Raw genomic sequence first — 25,735 nt, forward strand, 5'->3', positions numbered from 1 at the left:
AGGTGTTGGAAATCTGATGTTTTAGAGCAGATGGAGGAGACATCATGACATTCGAGACCCGGATCACCCGCAGCCCGCGCCCCTATGAGCCGGAGCGCGCCACGGAGGCGCGCGCAGCCTTACCCGATCTCACCGGCGCCACGGCGGAGGTGATCGCGGGCGCGGCGGGGTCTGCGCCCTATCTGCACGGGCTGACCCTCAAGGAAGCGGATTGGCTGCCGGAGGCCTTGTCCGCTCCGGAGGCCGCTTTGGCGGGGGAGATTGCCCGGATCGAGGCGCTGCCTTTTGATCAGATCGACACCGGGCTGCGGCAGGCCAAGCGGCGCGTGGCACTTCTGGCCGGTCTCTGCGATCTCGGTGGCGTCTGGACGCTGTCCGAGGTCACTGGCGCGTTGTCGCTTCTGGCCGACCGGGCGACCCATGTGGCATTGCGGGCGCATGTGGCACGCGAGATCCGCAAGGGCAAACTCCCCGGCCAGACCGAAGACGATATTGAGGCCTGCGGTGGCATGTTCGCGCTGGCCATGGGGAAGCATGGGGCGGGAGAGCTGAATTATTCCTCCGACATCGACCTGATTTGTCTGTTCGACGAGGAGCGTTTCGAGGGCATCGACCGGATGGAGGCGCGCGCGGGCTTCATTCGCGCCACGCGCCGCGCCATGGCGGCGTTGTCCGATCTGACCGCCGAGGGCTACGTGTTCCGCACCGATCTGCGGCTGCGCCCCGATCCGTCGGTGACGCCGGTGTGTTTCGCCATGGAGGCCGCCGAACGCTATTACGAAAGTGTCGGGCGCACATGGGAGCGCGCGGCCTATATCAAGGCACGGGCCTGTGCGGGTGATCTGGACGCGGGAGGACGGTTTCTGAAGGGGATGATGCCGTTCGTCTGGCGCAAACACCTCGATTTCAACGCCATTCGCGAGACCCATGACATGCGGCTGAAAATCCGTGCGCACAAGGGGTTGGGCGGGGCGTTGAAGCTCGAAGGCCACAACATGAAACTCGGCTTCGGCGGCATTCGCGAGATCGAATTCTTTGCCCAGACCCGGCAGTTGATCGCTGGCGGGCGGGACCCGGATCTGCGGCTTCGGGGCACGGTTCCTGCGCTTGCCATGCTGGCGGAGAAGGGCTGGGTCGAGGCGGACGTGGCCGAACAGCTCAGCCGGGATTACGAGGCGCATCGCGAGGTCGAGCACCGGCTCCAGATGCTACGCGACCAGCAGACCCACAGCCTGCCGACCGCGCCGGAGGAATTCGACCGTCTGGCCGCGCTCATGGGCACCACGGTCGCGGCGATGCGCGCGGAGATTGCCGAGCGCTGTGAGCGGGTCAATGCGTTGACCGAGGATTTCTTTGCCCCGGGTGAGGCCGCGCCGACGCCCGATCTCTCGCCCGAACAGGCGGAGGTCACGGCGCGCTGGTCGACCTATCCCTGTCTGCGTACGGCGCGGGCACAGGAGATTTTCGAGCGGTTGAAACCCGAGCTTTTGACCCGTATCCAGCGCCTCGACAAGCCGGAGGAGGCGCTCAGCCATCTCGACGGCTTCCTGCGCGGCCTGCCTGCGGGGGTGCAGCTCTTCGCGTTGTTCGAGGCCAACCCGCAGCTCATCGACCTGATCCTCGACATCGTGTCCACCGCACCGCATCTGGCGCGCTATCTGTCGCGCAACGCCCAAGTGCTCGACGCGGTGATCGGCGGGCGGTTCTTTGCGTCCTGGCCGGGGCGTGAGGGGCTGATCGCGCTTCTCGACACGCATCTCGAGGAGGCTGGGGATTACGAACGCCAGCTCGACGCCTGTCGCCGCTGGGCCAAGGAATGGCATTTCCGGGTCGGGGTGCATCAGCTCCGCGATCTGATCACCGCCGACGAGGCCGGGTCGCAATATTGCGACATTGCGGCGGCCTGTGTCGCGGCGCTCTATCCGCAGGTCGTCGCCGAATTCGCCCGCAAACATGGTCCGCCGCCGGGCCGGGGCGCGATGGTTCTGGGCATGGGCTCTCTGGGCGCGGGGCGGCTGACGGCGGCCTCCGATCTCGACATGATCGTGATCTACGATGCCGCGGGGGTGGATATGTCCGAGGGGCGCAAGCCGTTGCAATCACGCAGCTATTACGCTCGTCTGACGCAAGCCCTGATCACCGCCATGACGGCGCAGACCGCCGAGGGGCGGCTCTATGAGGTCGATATGCGGCTCCGGCCCTCTGGCAAACAAGGCCCGGTCGCGACCTCGCTCGAGAGCTTCGTGAGCTATCAGCGCGAAGAGGCTTGGGTCTGGGAACATTTGGCGTTGACGCGGGGGCGGGCCTTGGCGGGCGATCCCGAGCTGATGCACGCGGTCGAGGATTTCCGTGCCGATCTCATTGCAGGCCCTCGGGAGGAGGCTCGTATCCGACAGGAGACCTGCGAGATGCGCGCGCGTCTGGCAGAGGCCAAGCCCGGCAGCGACTGGGACCCGAAAAACGGTCCCGGACGGATGATGGACATCGAACTATTGGCCGAAACGGCGGCGCTTCTGTCGGGCAGCGCTGAGCAGGACATTTATGCCCAGCTCGGTGCCGGACGGGCGGCAAACTGGCTCACGGGGGACGAATACGCGCTTTTGGTCGAAACCTACCGGCTGATGTGGCGGCTGCAATCGGCGGCGCGGCTTCTGACCGGAGAGGCGCTCGATCCGGAGGCTGTGGGCGCGGGCGGGCGTGGCTTTCTCATGCGCTCCAACGGGGCGGTGAGTATGTCGGCTTTGTCCGAAGAACTGAAATCGCGTGCCGCGGCGTCCGCGACGGCGATCACGGCGGTGCTTGCGCGTCCCTTGCCGGGTGCGTAAGCCTGTCTCAGGAGGTGCCTCATGGCGCAAAGACATCCTTACCCGAACCTGCCGGAGGTGGATCAAGCGCTCGACCCGGGCGGGCTGATCCGCGAATCCTACCGGATCGAGGGGTTGGGTCTGCCGGAGGCACGCTCGATCTTTCTCGACTGGGCGATCAAGATCGACCCGGAGCTGGCGCCGCAGATCGCGATCCGTCGGCTTCTGGCGCTCTATGCGCCTTTGGGGGGGGCGGAGCATCCGATGACCGTGGTATTGACCGAAGGTCTGGGTAAACTGGGCGGTCCGGGCGGGCGTCGTGGCGGTTCACGGGCGCGCCGCGGCTAAATGCCTCCGAGCTGAACTTTTTCGATTTTTCGGGATTTGTCACCTTCTCTCCGGTCTGTGTTCAGCGCCTGTTTACCCTTTGGTCGGATGCTGTGGGGAAAATGCATTTTCACGCACAGTCCAGAGGTGACCTCCATGAGGATCAAACGATTAAACGGCATGTTCACGGTCGCCACTCAGGTGGATCTGGCCAAAATCAGCAAGATTGCCGAGACCGGGTACAAGACCATCGTCTGCAATCGCCCGGATGGCGAGGGGGCGGATCAGCCCAGTTTCGACGAGATGTCGAAAGTCGCCCGCGATCTCGGGCTGCGCACCGTTTATATTCCGATTGCCCTGACCGGGGCCTCGCCGGACGATCATGCCGCCTTCGCCCGTGTCATCGAAGATATGCCGAAACCCATCCTCGCCTATTGCCGCTCCGGCACCCGTTCCGCGACGCTCTGGTCGCATTGGGAACAGGAGGCTTCGGGCTATCACCGGGCCGAACACCGCGGCGGTACGATTGCGCGCGCGCCGCAGCGCCGCGTGTCGGCCTGAGCGATCGCCTGAGGGCAGCTAACGCATGATCAACGCGGCAGGACGGCGGCTTCGCGGGCCAGCTCCTCGATGGCTTTCCAGTCGCCCTTTTCCACCAAATCCGCGGGCGCAACCCAGCTCCCGCCCACGCAAAGCGTGTTGGACAGGGACAGGTAATCGCGAGCGTTTTTCAGCGAAACGCCACCCGTGGGGCAGAACCTCATCTGCGGCAGCGGCGCGCCGATGGCCTTGAGCGCGGGCGCGCCGCCATTGGCCTCGGCGGGGAAGAATTTCGCGACCGTATAGCCGCGCTCCAGAAGTTTCATCACGTCGGAGGCGGTCGAGGTGCCCGCCAAAAGCGGTAGGTCTGCGGCTTCGCAGGCGTCCAGAAGCGTGTCGGTCGCGCCCGGAGAGACGCCGAATTTCGCGCCCGCTTCCACGGCGTTTTTCACGTCGAGAGGCGTCAAAAGCGTTCCGGCGCCGACCACACCGCCCTCGACCCTGGCCATTTCACGGATCACATCGAGCGCTACGGGGGTGCGCAGCGTCACCTCAAGCGCGGGGAGGCCGCCTGCAACCAGCGCCTCGGCCAAGGGGCGGGCATGGGCCACGTCTTTCACCACGAGCACGGGGACGACGGGGGCGAGGCCACAGACCTCCGCACATTTCTGGCTGGCGTCCTGAGGGGTCATGTTCTGTCTCCTGATGAGGAATGTGGGGAGTCGCTGTGATGCGTTGCGTGATTGTTAGCGCTAAATTTGCCTTTGCGAAAGCCTATGCTGCGGATGCGCTACCTCCCAGAGCCTCTTCGCCTGCGCGATTTTGTCAAGCCACCCCTGCGGGGCTTGTAGCATGTTTGCGCCATCATAGATCAGCGGGATACGCACACAGAGGAGCGCGAAGATGACCGTAGAGATCGACACTTTGTTCCGACCGTTCACTTACAAAGGGCTGAGCCTGAAAAACCGCATCGTCATGGCGCCGATGACGCGGGGCATGGCGCCCGACGGCATTCCGGGCGCGCCGAACGCCGCCTATTACGCCCGCCGCGCCGCGCATGAGGTGGGGTTGATCCTGTCCGAGGGCACGGTGATCGACCGACCGGCCTCGCGCAACCTGCCGGGCATTCCGTTTTTCCATGGCGACGCGGCTCTGGCCGGGTGGAAGGGCGTGATCGAGGCGGTTCATGCCGAGGGGGGCAAGATGGGGCCGCAGATCTGGCACACCGGCTCGACGCGGGGCGGCGATTGGGAGCCGGAGGTGCCGGTCGAAAGCCCCTCGGGTCTTGTGGGGCCGAACGATCCACGCGGCGTTGCGATGTCCGAGGCCGATATCGAGGCGACGATTGCGGCCTTTGCCACCTCGGCCAAGGCCGCAAAGGATCTGGGCTTTGACGTGGCCGAGCTGCATGGCGCGCATGGCTATCTGATCGACCAGTTCTTCTGGGCGGGGACCAACCTGCGCGACGATCACTGGGGTGGCAAGACAATCGAAGAGCGGTCGCGCTTTGCCGTGGCGGTGATCAAAGCGGTGCGGGCCGCTGTCGGCCCCGATTTCCCGATCATCCTGCGCCTGAGCCAATGGAAACAACAGGATTACGGCGTCAAACTCGCCGCCGATCCGGCGGAGATGGAGCGCTGGCTCACGCCGCTCGTGGAGGCGGGCGTCGACATTCTGCACTGTTCGCAGCGCCGTTTCTGGGAGCCTGAATTCCCGGAGATCGACGGCGAAGAGGGGCTGAACTTCGCGGGCTGGGCCAAGAAAATCGCCGGCGTGCCGACGATTTCGGTGGGTTCCGTGGGGCTGTCGGGCGAATTCCTTGCGGCCTTTGGCGGCGAAAGCTCGACGGTCACTCCGCTCGACAATCTGGTGAAACGCATGGCCGCTGAGGAATTCGATCTGATCGCCGTGGGCCGTGCGATCCTGTCGGATTACGCTTGGGCCGAAAAGGTCAAACGCGGCGCGGTCGACGAGTTGAAGGGCTTCGATCCGGCCTCTTTGGGCCAGTTGCTCTGATGCGTGAGACGCCCGCCGATTTGGCGGGCGTTTTCATATGTGCGCTCAGAACAGCGAGCAGGCGCCCTCGGTGGCGGGGCCTGCGTTTTGGCGGAAGGTTTCGAACAGTTCGCGCCCCATGCCGACCTTGTTGGCGGAGAGATCGGCAGTCACCGTTTCGCGCGCCTCGAAGCCCTCTTCCAGAACCTCAAGCGTGCCGCTGATGGCATCGACCCGCACCAGATCGCCGTCTTTGAGCTTGGCAATCGGCCCGCCGGTCACGGCCTCGGGAGAGACATGGATGCAGGCGGGCACCTTGCCGGACGCACCGGACATCCGCCCGTCGGTCACCAGCGCCACTTTGAGGCCGCGATCCTGCAACACGGCAAGCGTCGGCGTCAGCGAATGCAGCTCCGGCATGCCATTGGCGCGCGGGCCTTGGAACCGGACGACGACCACGGTGTCCTCGGTAAATTCGCCTGCCTGAAACGCCTTTTTGACGTCATGCTGATCGTGGAAAATCCGCGCTTTCGCCTCGACCACATGGTGTTCGGGTTTCACAGCGGAAACCTTCATCACGCCACGGCCCAGATTGCCTTTGAGTTCTTTAAGCCCACCGCTTTTCTGGAACGGATCGGAGGCGGGGCGCAGGATCATGTCGTTGACGCTTTCGCGCTCCGGCTCCTCGAAGGTGAGAACACCGTCCCGGAGTTTCGGCTCTTTCGTGTAAAGCGACAGGCCCTCTCCGGCGACGGTTTTGACGTCCTCATGGAGCAAACCGGCATCGAGCAATTCGCCGATCAGATAGGACAGGCCGCCCGCCGCGTGGAAATGGTTCACATCGGCAAGCCCGTTGGGATAGACCTTGGCCAGAAGCGGCACAACGTCGGAAATCTCGGAGAAATCTTCCAGATCGAGGAGAATTCCGGCGGCGCGCGCCATGGCAGGCAGGTGCAGCACGAGGTTGGTCGATCCGCCCGTGGCCATCAGCCCGACAATGCCGTTTACAAAGGCTTTCTCATCGAGAATGGCGCCCGCAGGGGTATATTCATTGCCGAAAGCGGTGATCTGAAGCGCGCGTTTGGCGGCTTCGCGGGTCAATGCGTCACGCAGATCGGTGCCCGGATTGACGAAAGACGCGCCGGGCAGGTGCAGCCCCATGACCTCCATCAGCATCTGGTTCGAGTTCGCGGTGCCGTAGAAGGTGCAGGTGCCCTGACCGTGATAGGCCTTCATCTCGCTGTCCATCAACTCGCGGCGGGTGATTTCTCCGGTGGCGAATTTCTGGCGGGCTTTGGATTTCTCGTCATTCGAGATGCCTGTGGTCATCGGCCCCGCGGGAACGAAGACGGTCGGTACATGGCCGAAAGCGGCGGCGGCCATGATCAGACCCGGCACGATTTTGTCGCAGATGCCCATATAAAGCGCCGCGTCATAGCAATTGTGCGACATGGCGATGGAGGCCGAGAGCGCGATGGTGTCGCGCGAAAAGAGCGAGAGTTCCATGCCGGTCTGGCCCTGTGTCACCCCGTCGCACATCGCGGGAACCCCGCCCGCGACCTGTGCCGTGGCGCCGTTTTGATGCGCGACCTCGCGGATGATGTCGGGGTAATGCTCATAGGGTTTGTGGGCCGAGAGCATGTCATTATAGGCGGTGACGATGCAGATATTGGGCGCGCGCCCATCCGCGAGCGTCGCCTGATCCTCGCCCATGGCGGCATAGGCATGGGCCTGATTGCCGCAGGAGAGATGCGCCCGCGCCGGACCTTGCTCTGCCGCATCCGCGATCCGGGCGAGATAGGCCTCGCGGGTCGGGCGGGAGCGTTCGATGATGCGTTGGGTGACGTTTGCGATCTCGGGGACGATCTGGGCGTTCAGGGGCATGACGGGCCTTTTGCTGGTCTGGCCAAATGGGCACATGGGAAGGTCTGAAAATAGTTAGCGCTAACTTACCCCTTGCGGCCGGGAATGTCCATTGTGGCGTGGGGCTGTCGTTGCCTATGCTGCACACGCAAGGGGGTTGCTGCAAGTGCATAACGGCTCTTCGCAATTGGCACTCGTCTGTGTCAGTGGTTTTGACCTATAAATGAGCCATCGGGAGGATCAACACAATCGCGCCATTGTCGGCATAGACCGGCGGGCCAACACTTGAATAGGTGATCCTGATGACCACACGTACCGTCGTTCAATTTTCCCATCTCGCCGTCGAAGCCGAAGCCCGCAAACTGCGTGCTCAGGCCATGCGCTCGATGATCAGCGCAACCGGCAAATGGCTCCGTGGCCGGTTCCACGGGGCACGCGCCGCCGAACTGGCCTGAACCGGGCTGATCGGCACATAACAGGCGAAACGCCACTGCCCACGCACGATAACGCTTTGAAAATCCCGGAAATGCTCCGGGATTTTCGTATTTTGGCCTCATTTCCCCGGCATCGTTAACCACGAAATAGGGGAGATCCCCGGAGGCCGTCATGAAACAGACATTCAAAATCGCAGCAGCCCTGATCCTTGCAGCCGCCACCAGCGCCTGCACCATGGAAACCACGTCGCGGGCGGTGCCGTTCGATCTGCCGCTGGGCGCGCAGGCGTCTGACGCCGTCATGATCGCGCCGGATTTCCGGGTCGCACAGATCAACGTGGTGGTGCCGGGGACGCTGACCGTGTCCGAGGACAATGGCATCAAGCCGCGCGCCGATATCGTCTGGCGTGAGGACCCGTTCGGCAACCGTTACGAACAGGTCAAATCGGTGATGGAAGCCGGTTTGAACGCGGGCGCCAATGCGCTTGAGGGATCGCGCGCCGTGGTGCTTGACGTGCAACTCGTGCGTTTTCATGCCCAGACGCAGAAAGTGCGCTATTCCTCACTGCCGTCCAAACATGAGATCGAATTCCTGTTGACCGTGCGCGATGCCAACACCGGTGCGGTCATCGTGCCTTCGCATATGGTCAACGCGACGCTGAACGCGCTCGGGGGGAATGCTGCCGTGGCCGCCGACCGTGCCGGGATCACCCAGCGGATGCGGATCGGCGAACATCTTGCGGGCGTGATCTATGGCGAACTGACCAAGCCGATCGCACTCTGATCCCTCTTCCTTGCAGATCGAAACAGCGCTAAGAGGGCTCTCATGACAGAGCCCTCTTATTCACTTCCGACCATCCGCCTCAAACCCAAATCCAACGCCCGCGCGATCCGCCACGGCGCCCCTTGGGTCTATGATAACGAGCTGGTCACCGACCGACGCACCAAAGCGATTGCGCCCGGCACCATCGCCCGTCTCGAAGATGCGGAGCAGAATTTTCTGGCCCTCGTGGCGGTCAATCCGAATTCGCGCATCTTTGCCCGCGTGCTCGACCGCGACGAGGCGGGGGTAATCGACGCGGCGTGGTTCCGCGCCAAGCTCGCGACTGCTCTGGCGCATCGCGAGACCCTGTTCGAAGCGCCTTTCTATCGGCTGGTCCATGCCGAGGCCGATGGTCTTCCGGGCGTGGTGATCGACCGGTTCGGCGATACCTGCGTGGTGCAGCCCAACGCCGCATGGGCCGATGTTTTGATCGAACCTCTGGCCGAGGCGCTGCGCGAGGTGACCGGGGTCAAGACCGTGGTGATGAACGGTACGGGGCGGGCGCGCGGTCTCGAAGGGATTGAAGAGAAAACGGAAATTCTCTCTGGCAAGGTCGACGAACCGATCCCTGTGCCGATGAATGGCGCGACCTATATGGCCGATCTCATGGGGGGGCAAAAGACCGGGCTGTTCTACGATCAGCGTCCGAACCATGCCTTTGCCCAGCGTCTGGTCGCGGGCAAAAAGGTTTTGGATGTGTTCTCCCATGTCGGTGGGTTCGCGCTGGCCTCTCTCGCAGGTGGCGCGGCCTCGGCGCTGTCGGTCGACAGCTCGGCCGCAGCCCTCGATCTTGCTGAAAAAGGCGCAGACGCGATGGGGAAATCGGCCGTGTTTTCAACGCGCAAAGGCGATGCATTCGATGTCATGGCGGCTTTGGCGGAAGAGGGTGAGACATTCGACGTGGTGATCTGCGATCCGCCCGCGTTTGCGCCCTCGAAACCGGCTTTGGAAAAGGGGCTGCGGGCCTATGAACGTGTCGCCCGCATGGCCGCGCCGCTGGTGCGGGAGGGCGGGTATTTGGGGCTTTGCTCTTGTTCGCATGCGGCGGATTTGGAGAAGTTTCGCACCGCCTGTAACCGTGGGATCGGGCGTGGTGTCGGGCATTTGGGGCGCTCGGCGCAACTGATCCATACGGGCTTTGCGGGCGCGGATCATCCGCTCATGCCGCAGCTGGCGGAGAGCGGTTATTTGAAGGCGCTGTTCTACCGGATTCTGCCGTGAAAGTGCTTCTCGACGCCTGTGTGCTCTACCCGACGGTGATGCGGGAGGTGCTTCTGGGCGTCGCGAAACGCGGGCTTTACACGCCTTTGTGGTCGGCGCGCATTCTCGAGGAATGGGCGCGGGCCGCGCGCAAAATCGGCCCCGAGGGCGAGGCGCAGGCGCGCGGCGAAGTGGCGCTCGTGCGAGCGGGGTTTTCGAAGGCGGAAGTCAAGGAACACAAAGGCTTAGAGGCGCGTCTTTATCTGACGGATGAGAACGATATTCACGTTCTGGCCGCCGCGATTGCGGGCGGCGCGGAGGCGATCGTGACCGTGAATGCGCAGGATTTTCCGCGCCATATTCTGGCCGAGGAAGGGCTTGAGCGCTGGGACCCGGACGGGTTTCTCTGGCGGCTCTGGTCGGATCATCCCGAGGCTGTGGCGGCGGCGGTCGAAGAGGTGCGGGCGGAGGCCGAACGGCTTTCGGGCGAGGCCTGGGATGTGCGGCGGCTGTTGAAAAAGGCGCATCTTCCCCGGCTGGGCAAGGCGCTTGGCTGATCCGTTTTTGAGTATTTTCGCCATCGGAAAACAGAAGGCGGTTTCGCTCTGAAACGGTTGATTTTGACTGTCGGATTTGTGTCGGACTTTTGTCGGACATCCGTCGGGCACGGTGCGGGCGCTCAGGCGATCACGACCATTTCGCCTCATTGGCTTCGATGGCTTTGATCCGCTCTTCGGTCTTCGGGTGGCTCATCAGCCAGGCGGGCATCGAGGCGCCATGGGCGCCGGTGAGATGCGGCAGTTTTTCGAAGAGCGATTTTTGTGGGCCGGTGCCGATCCCGGCCTTGATCAAAAGTGCTGTGGCGTAGGCGTCGGCCTCGTATTCATCGGAGCGCGACAGCTTGGCGGCGAGCATCTGGGTCAGCCAGCCCGCAATATAGACGCCGAGGCCGGGAAGGATGCGCGAGAGCAGCATGGCCAGCGCCGTGCGCAGCGCATTCTGACCGGAGAAGTCGATCATCCGGCGTTTCGAATGGCCAAGGGCGACATGGCCCAATTCATGCGCGATGACGGAGGCCATTTCGGTGTCGGTGATCTGGCCCTGACGGAATTTGTTGTAAAAGCCGCGGGTGATGTAGACCTTGCCATCGGGGGCGGCGAGGCCGTTGACCGGCTCGATCTCGTAGAGAAACACCCGCACGCGGGGCAGATCGAGGGCGCGGGCGAGTTGACCGAAGGCGCGGGCCAGCGCCGGGTCCGCGAGTTCGGAGGAGCGCGCCTCCAATTCCCGCAGGGTGCGCCAGACGGACATGCGGTACATGGCAATGCCCCAGATCAGGGCGAGGAGGAGCGGCGTGAATTTCAACATGACCGGAATATGGGGGCGAGCGGGGCGGATGGAAACCCCGCCCGGTCGCATTTTTCCGATCCCTGTGGCGCGCCTCTGTGCGGTGTCGCCTATCGTTCGAGCGACCGGACCGTGTGCCGTGCCAGCAGCCCGGTGAGCGGTCGCACCGGAGCGAAGGTTTCTTCGTACAGAGGGCGGATCGCCTGTCTGTTGCCGCCGGGGCGCCAGGTCAAAAGCGCGCTGACCCCGAAGCTGTCGTCGTTGCCCGCCGTATCGGTGACGAAACTGTAGCTGGCGCTCAGTGTCAGGTCGACGGGGGCCGTGGCAAAGGACCATGTGGCGCCGAGTGCGGCGGTCAGATCGCGGGAGGCCAGATCGCTTTCCTCCATATCGTAACCCGAGAGCGAGGCGGAGAGGGCGAGATGCTCGCCGATACCGGTTTTCACGCCGATGTCGCCGAAGATGAAATCGCGGTTGTCCGGTTGATAGAGGCCGATCCCGGCGCGCATCGACAGGAGGGTCTGGTCCTCGATGGCCCAAAGACCTTCGATGCCGAGCGTGCCGATATAGGCCGCTTCCTGATTGATGTCGGTATAGGCCGCGAAGAGACCGTATTTCGCATCGGCATTGGGCCGCATGTAGAGATGGCCCGCGAGCGTGCCTTGCCAATGATCGGGAAACGAGGTGGTGCTCAGATCCAGTTGCAGCCCGTGATAGCGCGAAATGGCGTAATCGAGCGTGCCATCCGCCGTGGCGATCGATGTGTCGTTCAGGGAGATGTAGCCGATGCTGCTGTTGGCACCGAGAAATCCGAGGCCGCTGTCGGCCGTTGCGGCCAGCGGTGTGAGTGTGGTTGCAAGCGCCGTCGCGCCACACATGGAGAGATATGAGAGCCGTGTCATGTTTTCACCCATTCGCGGCGACGGACCATGGTTCGGTCTTTGTGTCTCCGCCTTTCCCAAGCTGCCCCCAGCCCGATTTCAGACACAATTATGACACGTTCCGGATTGTTAAGATATTCTTAAGTAAACAATTGGTTAACGGGGGAAGTTCAGGTTTTTTGGGGCATTTACGACAGGAGTTTCATGCCACGGTCCAGCCCTTCGAGCGTCATCGGCACCATGCGGTCCTCGAATATCTCGCGGATCATGGCGATGGATTGCGTGTAGGGCCAATGGGTCTCGGGCACCGGGTTGAGCCAGAGGTGATCGGGCCATGTGGCCCGCGCGCGGGCAAGCCAAGTCGCGCCCGCTTCCTCATTCCAATGCTCATTGGCGCCGCCGGGGAGGACGATCTCGTAGGGCGACATCGAGGCGTCGCCGACGAAGATCACTTTGTAATCCTTGCCATAGGTGTTCATCACCTCGCGGGTGGGAATTTTCTCGCCCCAGCGGCGGCGGTTGTCGCGCCAGACGCCTTCGTAGAGGCAATTGTGGAAATAGTAATATTCGAGGTGCTTGAACTCGCTGCGGGCGGCGGAGAACAGCTCCTCGACCACCTTGATGTGATCGTCCATCGAGCCGCCGACGTCGAAGAACATCAGGACTTTGACGGCATTGTGCCGCTCGGGGCGGGTTTGTACGTCGAGATAGCCATGTTCGGCGGTGGCGCGGATGGTGCCGTCGAGATCGAGCTCAACATGGGCGCTGGTGCGGGCCCATTTGCGCAGGCGTTTCATCGCGAGCTTGATGTTGCGGGTGCCGATCTCGACCGTGTCGTCGAGATTTTTGAACTCGCGCTTGTCCCAGGTTTTGACGGCACGGCGATGGCGGGATTGATCCTGACCGACGCGGACGCCCTCGGGGTTGTAGCCATAGGCACCGAAGGGCGAGGTGCCCCCGGTTCCGATCCATTTGTTGCCGCCCTGATGGCGACCTTTCTGTTCTTCGAGCCGCTGTTTGAGCGTCTCCATCAGCTTGTCGAACCCGCCCAGAGCCTCGATCTCGGCCATTTCCTCGGGGGTGAGATGTTTCTCCATCTCCTTGCGCAGCCAGTCTTCGGGCAGGTCGAGCGCTTTTAAGATGTTGTCTGAGGAGATGCTTTCAATGCCTTGAAAAGCTTTGGAAAAGGCGCGGTCGAAGCGGTCGAGGTGGCGTTCGTCCTTGACCATGGTGGTGCGGGCGAGGAAGTAAAACTCTTCGATGTCGTAGAGCGCGAGGCCGCGGTCCATGGCCTCCAGAAAGGCGAGGAATTCGCGCAAGGAAACCGGGACGCCTTCGGAGCGCAGGATGTCGAAGAAGCGCAGGAACATGGTTCAGACCATGCGGTCGAGGAGGACGCCCAGAAACAGGCCGATCACGGCGAAGATCAGCGCGTAGACCGCCATATATTGCAGCTTGTCGGCGCGGTTGCCGCCGCGTTTGCTGGCCAGTCGCCAGCCCCAAAGCCCGCCCATCACGGTCAGAATGATCCCGATCATCTCTCGCTCCCCTTGGAGGCGTGGGGTCGGCGTGCCTCTTGTCGCGGCCTAGCGTGCCAGGGCGGCGATTTCGGCGGCGCGGGCCCGAACCTCGTCATCCGAACCGAATCCATAGCGCGCCCAGCCGAGGCTGTCGAGCCGCACGCTTCGTGCGTCCTGTGTCCGGCCGAGTTTTTCGAGCGCTTCGGATTCGGTCAACATGAGCGAGGCCAGCAGGGCGGCGTTTTCGGCGTCGCGGGCGGCGTCGATGGCCCCTGCGGAGATTTCATAGGCGGCCTGATAGCGGTGCTCGGAGAGGGCAAGAGCGGCACGCTGCATGGCGACATGGGCGGCGTGGAACCGGGTGTCGGGGTGCGCGGCATAGATGCGATAGGCCTCGTCGAGCGCCAAATGGGCCTGAGCGCGGTCGCTGGAGATGGCGAGGCGGCCCATAAGGAACCACGAAAACCCGGCGCGGCTGTCGGACCAGCCCTCGTTGTGGGCGATGGCGACCGCCAGTTCGGCGGCGCGGCGGCGTTGGGCCAGAGGGGCGTTGCCCATGGCGGTGAGCGCCGCTTCGGTCCAGGCGGCGGGCGTCGGTTGCACGGGAACGGTGGCGCGACCTGCGCCCGCTGGGTTGATCCGGGCCAGAATGCCGGGCAGGGCGGCGGCGACCTGATCGCGGGTCATGCCGGAGCGCAGCTCGGGTGCGTAGGTGGCGCGCAGGATGAGCATGTCGAAGGGGGTGAGGACGGAATGGATATTGTCGTCGTTGAACACCGAATCCGGCAGGCGGTAGAGATCGTTGAGCGGGCCGAGGGCCTGAGCCAGTTCCTCGTGCAGACAGTCGCGGATTTCCTGCGGCGGCACGTTTTCGGGGATGAAGACGGCGAGGCGTTCGCGGCGCTCGACCTGGGTCCAGCTCAGATTGGCGCGGCGGGCATGGCGGAAGTCCTGCCAGCTCGACACGTTGGGCACGACGATGCAGGCGGTGTTGGGGGCACGACGCGACAGTTCGGCCTGGGTCAGGGTCTCGATGGTGATCGAGGCGGGCTGACTGGCGGGGACGCGGGTGATTTCGATCCCGGCCTCAGAGCGGAAACGGTCCATCAGGCGCGACAGGTCGTAACCGAGCGAGGCGGGGATGCGCTCGCCGGTGATGCGCAGCGTGATCGGACCTTCGAACCGGGTGAACCGGTCGAGGGTCGCGCCGGTTTCGAGCGCGAAGCTCAGGTCGAGGAAGTCGCGGGCGATGGAGGCGTTGGAGCGCGTGGTGGTCTGCGTCGGCGCGGGCGAAAAGATTTTCATCGGCGGCAGATCGAGGGCGGCGGGCGCGGCGCGGGCGGTGTCGGGCAACTGCGGCGCCGTGGTCATGCATCCGGCCAGAAGCACGGTGCCCGCGAGAAGGCGGAGGAGCGGACCGGTTTTGAGGCCGTTTTCGATGCTGTTTTTGATTCCGGTGGCGGTGCGTTTGTGCATGTCGGGGTGCGTCATGACGCGTCTTTCAGTCTGAGCCCAAGGCCTCGGTTTTAACGAGGCAACTGTGGCGATTTTAGGGCAAACCGGGGAGAATGCCAGAGGGGAGGAGAGCGATTTCTTTTGCCAGAGGCTTCAGAAGCGACATAGGATTTCTTTGCGCGGCCATTCGGTGCCGGTCGCAACACATTTTGCGCAATTCTATTTGCAAACAGGGGAGTGGAGATGTCCGGACAGATTGCCTTTCGGTCCCAAAATCTTGAGAATATTCGGGCTGGCGCACTGCGCGCGAATTGGAGTGCGCGGGGCGACCGTATTTTGCGGTATTACATTGATGTGCGGCACAATGTGCTTGATCTGCATAAAGAGTTGAGCGCGCCCGAGGTTTCGATCCTGCAAAACAAAGTCGATACGCTGATGTCTCAGTGGGATGCGCGATATCTGGAGTATCTCAAAAAGCAAAGCGCGGCGGCTGGGAAGGACTTGGCCGAGGAGTTGACACAGGCAGCGGAGCATCGCCGGGAGCGGCTGCGACGGACGCTGCATCACACGCTTTCGGTGGATGATACGGTGAATTGGGATGTTTTGAAGGATCATTCGAAGTTTGAGAGACGAGCTTTTCCGACGAAAGCGCCAGTTCCTTTTACGACCAAGCCGCCACGGGTGGCTCCTTTGCCATCCTCGCCGCCTGAACTGCGTATTCGTTTTCTTCAAGCATTGTTTGGGCTGAGGAAAAGGTTGGAAGCCGAACATAATGCGGCAATCAAAGATCATTCTTTGAGGGTCGAGAGGGTTAAAAGGAAAAATGCTTTGGAGCGGTCAGAATGGGAGAACTCAAAGGATTCTGCTGCGCAAAAGCAGGCCGAATGGGTGCAAAGCCGGGACGCCTGGAATGCGGAGCAGGATCTTGCAGAGGCCGAATTCTTAACGCGGCAATCCGAGGAGAATGCCAAGGTCGATGCGCTGGAGGCGGCCTGGCGTTCGGGGGATAAAGAGGCGATCGAAGAGCATGCGTCGATTGTGCTTGAGGCCTCGACGCATGACGAGTTGGTGCCCAAGCAATGGGAGGTTCAATACGAGCCTGAAACCAAACTGCTTTTCATCGCCTATCAGTTGCCCTCGCCGGACGATTTGCCGGTCGTCAAGACGGTGCGCTTTGTGGCCTCCTCGGGCGAGCTGAAAGAGACACAGATTTCCGCGAAGGAAAAGAAAGAGCTGTTTGACGATCTCTGTTATCAGATTTGTCTTCGCACGATTCATGAACTGTTCGAGGCGGATCGTCCCGGGCATATCGAGAACATTGCCTTCAATGGCTGGACGCGCTCGGTGGACAGGGCGACGGGGCAGGAGGTCGAGGCGACGATCCTGTCCGTGGTTGTCAAGAAAGAGGAGTTTCTTGCGATCAATCTTGAGATGGTCGATCCGAAATCCTGTTTCAAATCCTTGAAAGGCGTGTCGGCGGCGACGTTGATCGGTTTGACGCCCATCGCACCGGTGATGGAATTCGAGAGAGCCGACAAGCGCTTTATCGACGCGCGGTCGGTCGAGGTGTCCGGGGATGGGGGGACCAATCTTGCGGCGATGGATTGGGAGGAGTTTGAACATCTCGTGCGGGAGATTTTCGAAAAGGAATTCGCGGCACGCGGTGGCGAGGTGCATGTGACGCAATCGAGCAGCGACGGGGGTGTCGATGCCGTAGCCTTCGATCCCGATCCGATCGGTGGTGGCAAGATTATCATTCAGGCCAAGCGCTACACTCGAACGGTCGGCGTGGCGGCGGTGCGGGATCTTTATGGGACAACCTTGAACGAGGGGGCGAACAAAGGCATTCTGGTGACCACGGCAGACTACGGTCCCGATGCGCACAAATTTGCCGCCGACAAGCCGCTGACGCTGATGTCCGGCGCGCATTTGCTTCATCTTCTGGAGAAGCACGGCATCAAGGCCACGATAGACCTGAAGGGGGCGAGGGAGCAGATGGGGCTGCGCGGTTAAAACATGCCGCAGCCGCCCCGCCTCACCGCGTGTATTTGATAAACGGCGTCAGCTTGCCGATGCGGTCGTAGAGTTGGCGCGCGGTGGCGTTGTCGGTCTGGGTGGTCCAGTAGACCGTCGGCGTGCCGTGGTCGTCGGCGACGCGGTAGACGCCTTCGATCAGGGCGCGACCGGCGCCGGTGCCGCGGGCGGCTTCGGTGACGAAGAGGTCTTGCAGGTAGCAGACATCCTCGACGCGCCAGTTGTGGGCATGGAAAATGTAATGCACGAGGCCGACCAGCGTGCCGTCCAGCTCGGCCACAAGCGCACCGCGTTCGGTGTGCGCCGGATCGGTCAGGCGGGCGAAGGTGGTGTCGTAGATCTCTTGCGAAAGCTCGGTTTCGTAGAAGGTGAGATAGCCGCGCCAGAGCGGCTCCCACTGGGCGTGGTCTTCCGGGGTGAGCGGGCGGATGGTGAGGGGCATGGCAAGCTCTTCTGTACGGGACGGACCCCCTTTGCTTTTCGCAAACGCTGTGAAAATTCAAGCGTTTCCCCGCCCTGTTGCCGCCGCAGATTACAGGTCGGGGCCATCGCATTTCCGCACATAGAGATCCAAGACCGGGCGCAGGCAGGTGAGGGCGCGGGCATAGGCGATGCCGGCCTCTTCGCAGGCGGCGGCGGCCTGTTGGTAGGCGAGGCGGGGCTGGGCGCAGGATTGGCCGGAGGGGGCGGAGGCGGAGGGGCAGGCCTCTCGTGCATCATCTTCGGGGCTGTTGGCGGAGCGGCAGGCGCCCTCTGACCAGTCATAGCGGCAGGCGTATCTGAAAATTCTCGGCGTGTTTTGCGATGTGCAGGCATCGAACGCCCCGCAGGACGCGGCGTCGGTTGCGGGGGGCTGGGGGCAGGCGCCGATCATATTGTTGCAGATCTTGACCATATTGCATGTGTGTTGGGTGGCGCGGCAGGCGGTTTCGGCCTTGGCATAAAGCGCCTCGCACTCGGGCGTATCGGCGAAGGCGCCGGTCGGGAGGAGGAAGCTGGCGAGGAGGAGGGCAAAGCGGCGCATGGCGGGGCCTTTCAGAAGGGCGAGGTGGCGGTGCCCCTCAGTGACAGCGAGAGATGAAGACGAGGTTAGCGACGGCCGCGAGCCAGAAAAGCAAGGCGTTCAAAAAGCGCGACATCCTGTTCGTTCTTGAGCAAAGCGCCGTGGAGTTTCGGCAGGGCATTGGCGCCGTCGCGGGCGAGGTCTTCGGGCGAGAGGTCTTCGGCCAGAAGGAGTTTGAGCCAGTCGAGCACCTCGGAGGTGGAGGGTTTCTTCTTGAGGCCCTGGGTGTCGCGGATCTCGTAGAATTGCGTGAGCGCGGTGGCGAGCAGCCGGTCCTTGATGCCCGGAAAATGCACATTCACGATGGCTTTCATCGTCTCAACGTCCGGGAAGCGGATGTAATGGAAGAAACAGCGGCGCAGGAAGGCGTCGGGCAGTTCTTTCTCGTTGTTCGAGGTGATGATCACCACGGGGCGCTGGCGGGCGGTGATGGTTTCGCCGGTCTCGTAGACGTGGAAGGCCATTTTATCGAGTTCCTGCAACAGATCGTTGGGGAACTCGATGTCGGCCTTGTCGATCTCGTCGATCAGGAGAACCACCTTGCGATCGGCCTCGAAGGCCTGCCAGAGCTTGCCCTTCTTGATGTAGTGGCGGACGTCCTCGACGCGCGGGTCGCCCAACTGGCTGTCGCGCAGCCGCGAGACGGCGTCGTATTCGTAAAGCCCCTGCTGGGCGCGGGTGGTGGATTTGATGTTCCATTCGATCATGTCGAGACCCAGCGAGGCGGCGACCTGACGGGCCAGCTCGGTCTTGCCGGTGCCCGGTTCGCCTTTGACGAGGAGCGGGCGCTCCAGAGCGATGGCGGCGTTGACGGCGACGGTGAGGTCGGCAGGGGCGACGTAACTTTCGGTTGAGGAAAATTTCATAGGGTTTCGGGCCTTAAAGGACAGGGTTTGTGCGAGATCATAACGGCAGGGGGGAAAGGTGCAATAACAGGGAGATTGTGACGTGACATCCCCGGTCAAACGCGCTAAACGGGCCGCAATTGGAGGGCGCCTTATGGCTGATAACATCGAAAACGCGGCCGAAGGCACGACAGAGGTGAGCACTATGAAGGCTGAGGCTTTTTTGCCCGATGACTACCGTCCCGCCGAGGACGAACCTTTCATGAATGAGCGTCAGCTCGAATATTTCCGCCGCAAACTTCTGATCTGGAAGGCCGAGCTTCTGGATGAGAGCCGCCACACGATCGAAGGCTTGCAGGACAGCACCCGCAACATCCCCGACATCACCGACCGCGCGTCCGAGGAAACCGACCGGGCGCTGGAGCTGCGCACGCGGGACCGTCAGCGCAAGCTGGTGGCCAAGATCGACGCGGCGCTGCGCCGGATCGACGAGGGCGAATACGGTTATTGCGAAGTGACCGGCGAGCCGATCTCTTTGAAACGCCTCGATGCGCGCCCGATCGCGACGATGACGCTGGAGGCGCAGGAGCGCCACGAGCGTCGTGAGAAAGTGCATCGGGACGATTGAGCGCTGACGCGCTCGGGAGGACGACTGACCAATCAGTCCCGCTCGCGGCAATTTAGACCCGTGAGCTTTGCGCAGAAATATGACAAACACCGGGGGAGACCCCGGTGTTTTTCTTTGTGCAGAGCCCCGGAGAGAAGATGTAAAGGAACAGTGCCATGGTGATCGGTCAGGATATTGCGGTTTTGGGTGCGGGTGTGGCCGGGCTTGCCGTTGCGCAGGCGCTGGCGCTCAGGGGCGCCAGGGTGACGGTCTATGAACAGGCCGCCGAGATCGCCGAGGTCGGCGCGGGCTTGCAGATATCGCCCAATGGCGTGCGGGTTCTGAAGGCGCTGGGGCTTGACCCAGAGGCCCATGCGATGCGCTCGAAAGGCGTGCGGCTGGTCGATGGCTATATGGGGCGCGAGGTGCTTTATCTCGATCTCGCCGCTTACCGGCCCGAGGATGCGTTTCTCCTGATGCACCGCGCCGATCTCATCGCGATGCTTGAGGCGGGGGCGCGGCAGAGCGGGGTGGAGATCCGGCTGGCGCATAAGGTGACGGATATTCAGGGCGATCATGACGGGGTGAGTCTGAGGTTCGAGGGCGGCGAGACGGTGCGCCACGCCGTGGTGCTGGGCGCGGACGGGCTGCATTCGAAACTGCGCCCGATGCTGAACGGCCCGGCGAAACCGTTTTTCACTGGTCAGACGGCATGGCGCGCCACGGTTCCGGCCATGGGCAACGAGCCGCCGGTCGCGATGGTGCATATGGCGGCGGGGCGGCATGTGGTGAGCTATCCTCTGCGCGGCGGCACTTTGATGAACATCGTGGCTGTCGAAGAGCGCGAGGATTGGGTTGAGGAAGGCTGGAACCACGCTGGCGATCCGGCCGAGATGATGCGCAATTTTTTGAATTTCTGTCCGGGGATCAAAGGCGTATTGTCGCGCGTGACCGAGGTGTCGCGCTGGGGGCTGTTCCGGCATCCGGTGGCGCTGCGCTGGTATTCGGAACGCACGGCCATTCTGGGCGATGCGGCGCATCCGACCTTGCCGTTTCTGGCGCAGGGCGCGGTGATGGCGCTTGAGGATGCCTGGGGGCTGGCCGACTGCCTTGCGACGCTGCCGCTCGATCAGGCGCTCCCGGCCTATCAGGCGAAGCGGCGGGCGCGGGTGGTGCGGGTGATCGAGGCGGCGAACGCCAATGCGAAGAATTACCACCTGAGCGGGCCGAAACGGTTTCTTGGCCATGCGGTGTTGCGCTTTGCCGGGGCGATGGCGCCGAAACAGGCGGTGGAGCGGTTTTCGTGGCTCTACGATTATGACGTGACCAAGGGGTGAGAGGCGACGCCTCCGGCGGGAGTATTTTTTGCAGCAAAGGAAACGAAAAGCGCCGCGCTCCGGGAGGGGGCGCGGCGCTTTGGTTTGGGGGCTCAGGCGGCTTCGAGGGCCGAGACGATGCCGGAGAAATCGGCGGCCTTGAGGGAGGCGCCGCCGACGAGCGCGCCGTCCACGTTGGAGGTGGCGAAAATCTCCGCGGCGTTGGCGGGTTTCACCGAGCCGCCGTAGAGGAGCGGGATGTCCGATGCGCCCGCGCCGTAGCGGGCGCTGAGCGTGGCGCGCATGTCGTCGTGGACTTCGGCGATTTGATCGAGCGTCGGGATTTTGCCGGTGCCGATGGCCCAGACCGGTTCGTAGGCGATGACGAGTTTGCCGAGATCGACCGCATCGGGCAGCGAACCGGAGAGCTGTTTGCGGATCACGGCGAGCGTCTCGCCCGCTTCGCGCTGATCGAGGGTTTCGCCGACACAGACCACGGGGACGAGGCCCGCCATGGTGGCGGCCATGGTTTTTTCGCAGACGATCGCATCGGTCTCGCCATGGTCGGCGCGGCGTTCGGAATGGCCGAGGATGACGTAATCCGCGCCCGCGTCGGCCAGCATTTCGGCGGAAATGTCACCGGTATGGGCGCCGGAGGTCTTCATGTGGCAATCCTGCCCGCCGGTGTCGATTTTCGTGCCCGAAAGCGCCGCGGCCATGGCGGCGACAAGCGTTGCGGGGGGGCAGAGCAGGATGTCGACCTTGGGGGCGGGGAACATCTCTGCGAGGGCTTTTGCCTCCGTGAGGCTGGCTTTCAGCCCGTTCATCTTCCAGTTGCCTGCGGCCAGTTTGCGCGCCATGTGAAAACCCTCCTAAATCGGTTGCGGGCATCATTGCAGCCTGTGGCGGGCAGTCAAGCGGCTGTGGGCGCTAACGTCTCAAATACTTGTGGAAATTCAGAGGGCGCCGAGGGCACGTCGCGCCCAGTCGGAGGCCAGATCGGGATCGTCGAGGGCGGCCTCGGGCAGGGTCCAGTAATTCATGCCGCGGCCCTTCTCCATCTCGAACTTCTCACAGCCCTCGGCGGCGAGGGTGTCGGCGAAATCGCCGGACGCCTTGAGATAGACGCGGCCGTCGGAGGACAGGATCGCGAAGATCTGGCCTTCTGAGTAGATCGACAAGCCGCCCATCATCTTGCGATGGCTGAGCGCGCCCAGGGGGCCGAAGAGATCGTAGATGAAGGCGATGTCTTCGTCGGTGACGCTCATGATTTGGCGGGCATTATTTTGCGGTGAGGCTCTCGTCGAATTTGATCGACTCGCCACAGCCGCAGGCTTCGACGACGTTCGGGTTGTTGAATTTGAACCCGGATTCGAGAAGCGAGACCTGATAGTCGATTTCGGTGCCAAACAGGAACATCTGCGCCATGGGGGCGATCATCACGCGGGCGCCGTCCTGTTCGACCATCTCGTCCATGGGGTTGATCTCGGAGACATAGTCCATAGTGTATTCCATGCCTGCACAGCCGCCTTTCTTGACGCCGATGCGCAGGCCCATGGAGCCGTCTTTCTCCATGAGTTTCGCGATCTGTTTCGCCGCAGCGGGGGTGATGCTCACCGCCTGTTTTCCGGGAATGCCGAACATATGCGTGTCTCCTTTGGAGATAATCTAGTCGTTCAGGGGCGAAATTCCAAGCGGGGGGAGCTGTGCGGCAATGAACATCACCGCGAGCGTGACCGCGATGGCCCAACCGAAGGAGGCGAGTGTGCCGATGATGACGTATTCCGACATTTTCCGGCTTTTGTCCGGGCCGCCCTCGCGAATGGCCTCGAACCGTAGGATCGACTTCGCCGCGACGAGAAAGCCGATGCTCGCGGACAGCCCGGAGAGCATCAAAAGATATGTCAAACCGCGCTCCAGAATACCGATCAGCGCTCCCGCGCCTTCCAGAGTGGGAGTGTCGTCTTTGCTTTCGTTTTCTTCGGAGTTTTCCGTAAGTTTTTGAGCAAAGGGAGCCATCAGCTTGCCGACCGCAAACCCGCCCGCGCGGGTGGCGTAGATCGCGCCTGCGGTGAAAAGCATCGCTTTCGGCAGCCACGGGAGGGTGGCGTAGGGGCCTTGGGCGAAGAGGTCGGGGGCGATCAAGGCGATGAGAATGAGGGTCGCGAGATGCAGGGCTTGGTCGGTGAGGTGGGGGAGAAACGTGTCGGAGAAGAGCCGGGTCTTGATCGTGTCGATCACGATGTGAATGAGGGCCAAGGCGTAGATCATCGGGGAGGCGACCTGTCCGGTGGTGGCCATGGCGGTCAGAAGGACGATGAGAGCATGGAGGAAGAGGGTCTCGGGGCGGGACTTTTCCTCGACCATCCATCGGGTTTGGAAGACGTAATCGGCGAGCACATGGGCGAGGAAGAGGGCGGTGAGGGTTTCAGGCATTAGGTTTGTTCCAGAAATTCAAGAGCTTCTCTGAGCGGATCAAAATGAGCGGCCTCCAATGCTTTCGAGACAGCTTGCCGTGTTTTTCCGAGTTTTTGGGCGACCTTTGTATGTGAAGGGGTAAGGTGGGGTGAGAAGAAAAACAAAGCTGTTGCGGCTTGAATACTACTCCATCTTTCCGTGAGAGACGCTGCAAGAATGCACGCTGCAATGTCTTTCCCTTGGTTGCCATGTGTAATTTTTGAGTGTGTTGTTCGATACTTTGCAAATTCTAGCTCTGTGCCTGAAACAACAAATACAAATGACGTCTCTTCGTTCAAATCCGGCCCAATCTCGTCCTCAACATCCCCCTCAGCAATCCCAATATAACTGTCGAACTCTTCCCCCAGCGCACGCAACGCCGCACGAAAACACAAGGCCGATCTCAGCGCATATTTCGGCTCCATCAAAGCCACCTGCCAGCCATCCCCCCGGTGTCGGGTGAAGTGGAGACTTTGGCCGTCCATCCATTCGGCCTGCATCTCGGCGCAATCCTCCAGTGTACGGAAGGCGCGTTCCACTTTTTCGGGGCCAAGCCCGGTGGAATTGACCAGGTCGCCGGTCAGAACGGCTATTTTGCGGGTTTTATTGCTCATGATGCAGCCAATATAGGTTGCGAGGTGAGAATGCAATCAAAATGGGTTGCGATTTATTATTTGCACCCCAAATAGGTTGCGCCTATCCAAAGCGCGCGGGGGCGGTCAGGGTTTCGGCCAGCGCCTCCAGCGCGGCGCGGACGGGTGGGTCGTGGCGGGCGTCGTGGTGGCTGACGAGCCATTCGTCATGGGTGAGCGCGTCGATCTCGGCGGAGACTTGCATCAGCCCCATGATCTCACGCCCGGCAAAGCACGGCAGGATCGCGCGGCCCACGCCTGCCACGGCCATGTCGGCGGCGGAGCGGGCGTCGGAGGCGGTGGCGATGATCTCGCCGGGATGATTGGCGCGCAGCCAGCGCTCAGAGGGCGTGGTTGCCTGACCGGCGTGGAGCGTGACATAGCCGGTGACGCGCGGGTGGGCGGCGTATTCGGCGTAGGTGATCTGCGCCAGTTTGCGGCCTGCGAGCCAGCTCTGTTCCGGGCGGCGATTGCGGATGCCAATGTCGGCCTCGCGCCGGGCGATGTCGACGTTGGTGTTGGAGGCCAGAAGTGCGGGGCGCCACGGGCTTTCGAGCGTCCAGATTTCGGAGAGATGGCGGGCGACGTAGCGCGTGGTCCAGCGGCCTGCGGTGATGCGGACCTCGGGGGCGGTGTCCTTGCGTTGGAAGCGTGCGAGGCGGCTGGCGGCGTCGCGGAGCGGCTCGGCTTCTTGCAGAAGCGCGCGGCCCTCGGCGGTCAGTGTGTAGCCCCGGTTGCCGCGCTCGAAGAGGCGTTTGCCGAGGCTGCGTTCCAGTTCGGCCATGCGGCGCGAGAGGGTGGGCAGGGAGGTGCCGGTGGCCTTTTCCGCGCCCGAAAGCCCGCCCGCATCGGCGACGGCGAGGAAGAGGGCGTAATCGTCGAGCTTGGGGCTAGCTTTCATTTTTGAAAACATCCTTGCGCAATCAGGGCGTATTTTGGGGAGGTTTCTGGGCCTATTCTGATCCTGTTTTTCAAGAATGCAAGTAAAGGCGGGGCAGATGGATCGTATTCCCGTCAGGTTGGCGCAGGAGGATCAGGATATGGGGCTCTATGAAGAGGAGCAGGCGCAGTACGCGCGGGAGCTGAAAAGACTTAGAGAAAATCAGCCGCCATGGTGGCGCAGGCTGGGGCTGTGGCTCAGGGCCGAAAGATGATCTGGCCTGAGGCATAAAAAAAGCGGCCCGGAGGCCGCTTCGATCACATGAAGCCAAGCTCAAGCCGGGCTTCGTCGGACATCATTTCCATGCCCCAGGGCGGGTTCCATGTCAGCTCGACATCCACCTGTTTCACGCCCGGCAGCGGTTCGATCGCATCGGCGACCCAGCCCGGCATGTCGCCCGCAACCGGACAGCCCGGAGCGGTCAGGGTCATGATCACGCGCACTTCGTTCTCGTCATTGATCTCGACCGTATAAACCAGCCCGAGGTCATAGATATTCACCGGAATCTCCGGATCATAGACGGTCCGGCAGGCCTCGACCACCGCTTCGTGCAGCGGGTGATCGGTGCTCGACGGTTTGATCAACGGGGCGCCCTCGACCGGGGTGTCCTCCGTCGCGGTGCGGTGTGCCTCTTCGCTCATGCGCATGGTCT

At 62.5% G+C, this 25,735-nt stretch carries 29 protein-coding genes; 12 read left to right on the forward strand and 17 right to left on the reverse strand.

Annotated features, from left to right (window positions below; genetic code table 11):
• Positions 1-44: 44 nt before the first annotated feature.
• The 3 genes from V1475_RS11910 to V1475_RS11920 all read left to right on the forward strand — a co-directional run bounded on the left by V1475_RS11910 (position 45) and on the right by V1475_RS11920 (position 3,692).
• Positions 45-2,825 carry a [protein-PII] uridylyltransferase family protein gene (locus V1475_RS11910; protein ID WP_479412912.1) on the forward strand — a complete coding sequence of 927 codons (2,781 nt, stop codon included), beginning with the start codon at positions 45-47 and terminating at the stop codon, positions 2,823-2,825.
• A 21-nt stretch (positions 2,826-2,846) separates the two neighbouring features.
• Positions 2,847-3,152 (forward strand): hypothetical protein, encoded by a 306-nt coding sequence (locus V1475_RS11915; protein ID WP_434287599.1) that lies wholly within the window; start codon positions 2,847-2,849, stop codon positions 3,150-3,152.
• Between the two features lie 135 nt (positions 3,153-3,287).
• Entirely contained in the window at positions 3,288-3,692 is a 405-nt protein-coding gene (locus V1475_RS11920) for a protein tyrosine phosphatase family protein (protein WP_479412913.1), read from the forward strand.
• Between the two features lie 29 nt (positions 3,693-3,721).
• Here the strand turns inward: V1475_RS11920 and eda are convergent, their stop codons facing one another.
• The gene (gene eda, locus V1475_RS11925; RefSeq protein ID WP_479412914.1) at positions 3,722-4,363 is read right to left on the reverse strand and encodes a bifunctional 4-hydroxy-2-oxoglutarate aldolase/2-dehydro-3-deoxy-phosphogluconate aldolase; all 642 of its coding nucleotides are present in this window, start codon (positions 4,361-4,363) and stop codon (positions 3,722-3,724) included.
• A 211-nt stretch (positions 4,364-4,574) separates the two neighbouring features.
• On the opposite strand from eda, the gene V1475_RS11930 reads away from it, so the two are divergent.
• Positions 4,575-5,687: an NADH:flavin oxidoreductase gene (locus V1475_RS11930; RefSeq protein ID WP_479412915.1), complete on the forward strand. Its 1,113-nt coding sequence runs from the start codon at positions 4,575-4,577 to the stop codon at positions 5,685-5,687.
• A 45-nt stretch (positions 5,688-5,732) separates the two neighbouring features.
• Here the strand turns inward: V1475_RS11930 and edd are convergent, their stop codons facing one another.
• Complete coding sequence (gene edd / locus V1475_RS11935) at positions 5,733-7,550, reverse strand: phosphogluconate dehydratase (RefSeq protein WP_479412916.1); 1,818 nt, start codon at positions 7,548-7,550, stop codon at positions 5,733-5,735.
• 281 nt (positions 7,551-7,831) lie between these two features.
• Here edd and V1475_RS11940 point away from each other — a divergent pair, with 281 nt between their 5' ends.
• The 4 genes from V1475_RS11940 to V1475_RS11955 all read left to right on the forward strand — a co-directional run bounded on the left by V1475_RS11940 (position 7,832) and on the right by V1475_RS11955 (position 10,543).
• The gene (locus tag V1475_RS11940; RefSeq protein ID WP_479412917.1) at positions 7,832-7,984 is read left to right on the forward strand and encodes an RSP_7527 family protein; all 153 of its coding nucleotides are present in this window, start codon (positions 7,832-7,834) and stop codon (positions 7,982-7,984) included.
• A gap of 151 nt (positions 7,985-8,135) precedes the next feature.
• The gene (locus tag V1475_RS11945) at positions 8,136-8,747 is read left to right on the forward strand and encodes a DUF6778 family protein (RefSeq protein ID WP_434287593.1); all 612 of its coding nucleotides are present in this window, start codon (positions 8,136-8,138) and stop codon (positions 8,745-8,747) included.
• Between the two features lie 42 nt (positions 8,748-8,789).
• Positions 8,790-10,007, forward strand: coding sequence for an RSP_2647 family RNA methyltransferase (locus V1475_RS11950; protein ID WP_479412918.1), 1,218 nt, complete (start codon positions 8,790-8,792; stop codon positions 10,005-10,007).
• Positions 10,004-10,543, forward strand: a complete 540-nt coding sequence (locus V1475_RS11955; RefSeq protein WP_479412919.1) for an RSP_2648 family PIN domain-containing protein — start codon at positions 10,004-10,006, stop codon at positions 10,541-10,543. The genes V1475_RS11950 and V1475_RS11955 overlap by 4 nt, the downstream gene beginning before the upstream one ends.
• Before the next feature lie 130 nt (positions 10,544-10,673).
• On the opposite strand, the gene V1475_RS11960 is transcribed toward V1475_RS11955, so the two are convergent.
• From V1475_RS11960 to V1475_RS11980, 5 genes are all read right to left on the reverse strand, one after another.
• Positions 10,674-11,354 (reverse strand): M48 family metallopeptidase, encoded by a 681-nt coding sequence (locus V1475_RS11960; protein ID WP_479413973.1) that lies wholly within the window; start codon positions 11,352-11,354, stop codon positions 10,674-10,676.
• Positions 11,355-11,443: 89 nt separating this feature from the next.
• Entirely contained in the window at positions 11,444-12,235 is a 792-nt protein-coding gene (locus V1475_RS11965; RefSeq protein ID WP_434287590.1) for a hypothetical protein, read from the reverse strand.
• Between the two features lie 167 nt (positions 12,236-12,402).
• Entirely contained in the window at positions 12,403-13,584 is a 1,182-nt protein-coding gene (locus V1475_RS11970) for a vWA domain-containing protein (protein WP_479412920.1), read from the reverse strand.
• A gap of 3 nt (positions 13,585-13,587) precedes the next feature.
• A complete protein-coding gene (locus V1475_RS11975; RefSeq protein ID WP_434287588.1) occupies positions 13,588-13,752 on the reverse strand; it encodes an apolipoprotein acyltransferase in 165 nt (54 codons plus the stop codon).
• A gap of 48 nt (positions 13,753-13,800) precedes the next feature.
• Positions 13,801-15,225, reverse strand: a complete 1,425-nt coding sequence (locus V1475_RS11980) for a DUF2927 domain-containing protein (protein WP_479412921.1) — start codon at positions 15,223-15,225, stop codon at positions 13,801-13,803.
• 207 nt (positions 15,226-15,432) lie between these two features.
• On the opposite strand from V1475_RS11980, the gene V1475_RS11985 reads away from it, so the two are divergent.
• Positions 15,433-17,202, forward strand: coding sequence for a restriction endonuclease (locus V1475_RS11985; RefSeq protein ID WP_479412922.1), 1,770 nt, complete (start codon positions 15,433-15,435; stop codon positions 17,200-17,202).
• Positions 17,203-17,224: 22 nt separating this feature from the next.
• Here V1475_RS11985 and V1475_RS11990 read toward each other — a convergent pair whose 3' ends face one another.
• The 3 genes from V1475_RS11990 to V1475_RS12000 form a co-directional block, all read right to left on the reverse strand.
• Positions 17,225-17,665: an N-acetyltransferase family protein gene (locus V1475_RS11990; RefSeq protein WP_479412923.1), complete on the reverse strand. Its 441-nt coding sequence runs from the start codon at positions 17,663-17,665 to the stop codon at positions 17,225-17,227.
• A gap of 90 nt (positions 17,666-17,755) precedes the next feature.
• The gene (locus V1475_RS11995; RefSeq protein WP_479412924.1) at positions 17,756-18,247 is read right to left on the reverse strand and encodes a hypothetical protein; all 492 of its coding nucleotides are present in this window, start codon (positions 18,245-18,247) and stop codon (positions 17,756-17,758) included.
• A gap of 65 nt (positions 18,248-18,312) precedes the next feature.
• Positions 18,313-19,152: an AAA family ATPase gene (locus V1475_RS12000; protein ID WP_479412925.1), complete on the reverse strand. Its 840-nt coding sequence runs from the start codon at positions 19,150-19,152 to the stop codon at positions 18,313-18,315.
• A 184-nt stretch (positions 19,153-19,336) separates the two neighbouring features.
• On the opposite strand from V1475_RS12000, the gene dksA reads away from it, so the two are divergent.
• Entirely contained in the window at positions 19,337-19,759 is a 423-nt protein-coding gene (gene dksA, locus V1475_RS12005) for an RNA polymerase-binding protein DksA (protein ID WP_434290882.1), read from the forward strand.
• A 155-nt stretch (positions 19,760-19,914) separates the two neighbouring features.
• Positions 19,915-21,075 carry an FAD-dependent monooxygenase gene (locus tag V1475_RS12010; RefSeq protein WP_479412926.1) on the forward strand — a complete coding sequence of 387 codons (1,161 nt, stop codon included), beginning with the start codon at positions 19,915-19,917 and terminating at the stop codon, positions 21,073-21,075.
• 92 nt (positions 21,076-21,167) lie between these two features.
• Here the strand turns inward: V1475_RS12010 and tpiA are convergent, their stop codons facing one another.
• The 6 genes from tpiA to V1475_RS12040 all read right to left on the reverse strand — a co-directional run bounded on the left by tpiA (position 21,168) and on the right by V1475_RS12040 (position 25,044).
• Positions 21,168-21,914, reverse strand: a complete 747-nt coding sequence (gene tpiA, locus V1475_RS12015) for a triose-phosphate isomerase (RefSeq protein WP_479412927.1) — start codon at positions 21,912-21,914, stop codon at positions 21,168-21,170.
• 96 nt (positions 21,915-22,010) lie between these two features.
• Complete coding sequence (locus tag V1475_RS12020) at positions 22,011-22,322, reverse strand: TfoX/Sxy family protein (RefSeq protein ID WP_479412928.1); 312 nt, start codon at positions 22,320-22,322, stop codon at positions 22,011-22,013.
• 13 nt (positions 22,323-22,335) lie between these two features.
• The gene (locus V1475_RS12025) at positions 22,336-22,698 is read right to left on the reverse strand and encodes a HesB/IscA family protein (RefSeq protein WP_479412929.1); all 363 of its coding nucleotides are present in this window, start codon (positions 22,696-22,698) and stop codon (positions 22,336-22,338) included.
• Positions 22,699-22,722: 24 nt separating this feature from the next.
• Positions 22,723-23,490 carry a DUF3307 domain-containing protein gene (locus V1475_RS12030; RefSeq protein ID WP_479412930.1) on the reverse strand — a complete coding sequence of 256 codons (768 nt, stop codon included), beginning with the start codon at positions 23,488-23,490 and terminating at the stop codon, positions 22,723-22,725.
• Positions 23,490-24,125, reverse strand: coding sequence for a hypothetical protein (locus V1475_RS12035; RefSeq protein ID WP_479412931.1), 636 nt, complete (start codon positions 24,123-24,125; stop codon positions 23,490-23,492). Before V1475_RS12035 ends, V1475_RS12030 begins: the two co-directional genes overlap by 1 nt.
• An 82-nt stretch (positions 24,126-24,207) precedes the next feature.
• The gene (locus V1475_RS12040) at positions 24,208-25,044 is read right to left on the reverse strand and encodes a LysR family transcriptional regulator (protein WP_479412932.1); all 837 of its coding nucleotides are present in this window, start codon (positions 25,042-25,044) and stop codon (positions 24,208-24,210) included.
• A gap of 97 nt (positions 25,045-25,141) precedes the next feature.
• On the opposite strand from V1475_RS12040, the gene V1475_RS12045 reads away from it, so the two are divergent.
• Positions 25,142-25,297: a hypothetical protein gene (locus V1475_RS12045; RefSeq protein ID WP_479412933.1), complete on the forward strand. Its 156-nt coding sequence runs from the start codon at positions 25,142-25,144 to the stop codon at positions 25,295-25,297.
• A 43-nt stretch (positions 25,298-25,340) separates the two neighbouring features.
• Here V1475_RS12045 and V1475_RS12050 read toward each other — a convergent pair whose 3' ends face one another.
• Complete coding sequence (locus tag V1475_RS12050; protein WP_066701519.1) at positions 25,341-25,724, reverse strand: SUF system Fe-S cluster assembly protein; 384 nt, start codon at positions 25,722-25,724, stop codon at positions 25,341-25,343.
• Positions 25,725-25,735: the final 11 nt, after the last annotated feature.

This window comes from Celeribacter sp. SCSIO 80838 (genome assembly GCF_056498065.1).

Excerpts from the sequence above, each read along its gene's own strand:
- V1475_RS12025 (WP_479412929.1), bottom strand. The coding sequence starts at position 22,698 with ATGTTCGGCATTCCCGGAAAACAGGCGGTGAGCATCACCCCCGCTGCG.
- V1475_RS12035 (WP_479412931.1), bottom strand. The coding sequence starts at position 24,125 with ATGAGCAATAAAACCCGCAAAATAGCCGTTCTGACCGGCGACCTGGTC.
- tpiA (WP_479412927.1), bottom strand. The coding sequence starts at position 21,914 with ATGGCGCGCAAACTGGCCGCAGGCAACTGGAAGATGAACGGGCTGAAA.
- V1475_RS11985 (WP_479412922.1), top strand. The coding sequence starts at position 15,433 with ATGTCCGGACAGATTGCCTTTCGGTCCCAAAATCTTGAGAATATTCGG.
- V1475_RS11980 (WP_479412921.1), bottom strand. The coding sequence starts at position 15,225 with ATGACGCACCCCGACATGCACAAACGCACCGCCACCGGAATCAAAAAC.
- V1475_RS12010 (WP_479412926.1), top strand. The coding sequence starts at position 19,915 with ATGGTGATCGGTCAGGATATTGCGGTTTTGGGTGCGGGTGTGGCCGGG.
- V1475_RS12000 (WP_479412925.1), bottom strand. The coding sequence starts at position 19,152 with ATGAAATTTTCCTCAACCGAAAGTTACGTCGCCCCTGCCGACCTCACC.
- V1475_RS11950 (WP_479412918.1), top strand. The coding sequence starts at position 8,790 with ATGACAGAGCCCTCTTATTCACTTCCGACCATCCGCCTCAAACCCAAA.
- dksA (WP_434290882.1), top strand. The coding sequence starts at position 19,337 with ATGAAGGCTGAGGCTTTTTTGCCCGATGACTACCGTCCCGCCGAGGAC.
- V1475_RS11920 (WP_479412913.1), top strand. The coding sequence starts at position 3,288 with ATGAGGATCAAACGATTAAACGGCATGTTCACGGTCGCCACTCAGGTG.
- V1475_RS11990 (WP_479412923.1), bottom strand. The coding sequence starts at position 17,665 with ATGCCCCTCACCATCCGCCCGCTCACCCCGGAAGACCACGCCCAGTGG.
- V1475_RS11995 (WP_479412924.1), bottom strand. The coding sequence starts at position 18,247 with ATGCGCCGCTTTGCCCTCCTCCTCGCCAGCTTCCTCCTCCCGACCGGC.
- V1475_RS11915 (WP_434287599.1), top strand. The coding sequence starts at position 2,847 with ATGGCGCAAAGACATCCTTACCCGAACCTGCCGGAGGTGGATCAAGCG.
- V1475_RS11975 (WP_434287588.1), bottom strand. The coding sequence starts at position 13,752 with ATGATCGGGATCATTCTGACCGTGATGGGCGGGCTTTGGGGCTGGCGA.
- V1475_RS12040 (WP_479412932.1), bottom strand. The coding sequence starts at position 25,044 with ATGAAAGCTAGCCCCAAGCTCGACGATTACGCCCTCTTCCTCGCCGTC.
- eda (WP_479412914.1), bottom strand. The coding sequence starts at position 4,363 with ATGACCCCTCAGGACGCCAGCCAGAAATGTGCGGAGGTCTGTGGCCTC.
- V1475_RS11970 (WP_479412920.1), bottom strand. The coding sequence starts at position 13,584 with ATGTTCCTGCGCTTCTTCGACATCCTGCGCTCCGAAGGCGTCCCGGTT.
- V1475_RS11930 (WP_479412915.1), top strand. The coding sequence starts at position 4,575 with ATGACCGTAGAGATCGACACTTTGTTCCGACCGTTCACTTACAAAGGG.
- V1475_RS12050 (WP_066701519.1), bottom strand. The coding sequence starts at position 25,724 with ATGAGCGAAGAGGCACACCGCACCGCGACGGAGGACACCCCGGTCGAG.
- V1475_RS11910 (WP_479412912.1), top strand. The coding sequence starts at position 45 with ATGACATTCGAGACCCGGATCACCCGCAGCCCGCGCCCCTATGAGCCG.
- V1475_RS12030 (WP_479412930.1), bottom strand. The coding sequence starts at position 23,490 with ATGCCTGAAACCCTCACCGCCCTCTTCCTCGCCCATGTGCTCGCCGAT.
- edd (WP_479412916.1), bottom strand. The coding sequence starts at position 7,550 with ATGCCCCTGAACGCCCAGATCGTCCCCGAGATCGCAAACGTCACCCAA.
- V1475_RS12020 (WP_479412928.1), bottom strand. The coding sequence starts at position 22,322 with ATGAGCGTCACCGACGAAGACATCGCCTTCATCTACGATCTCTTCGGC.
- V1475_RS11945 (WP_434287593.1), top strand. The coding sequence starts at position 8,136 with ATGAAACAGACATTCAAAATCGCAGCAGCCCTGATCCTTGCAGCCGCC.
- V1475_RS11965 (WP_434287590.1), bottom strand. The coding sequence starts at position 12,235 with ATGACACGGCTCTCATATCTCTCCATGTGTGGCGCGACGGCGCTTGCA.
- V1475_RS12045 (WP_479412933.1), top strand. The coding sequence starts at position 25,142 with ATGGATCGTATTCCCGTCAGGTTGGCGCAGGAGGATCAGGATATGGGG.
- V1475_RS11960 (WP_479413973.1), bottom strand. The coding sequence starts at position 11,354 with ATGTTGAAATTCACGCCGCTCCTCCTCGCCCTGATCTGGGGCATTGCC.
- V1475_RS11940 (WP_479412917.1), top strand. The coding sequence starts at position 7,832 with ATGACCACACGTACCGTCGTTCAATTTTCCCATCTCGCCGTCGAAGCC.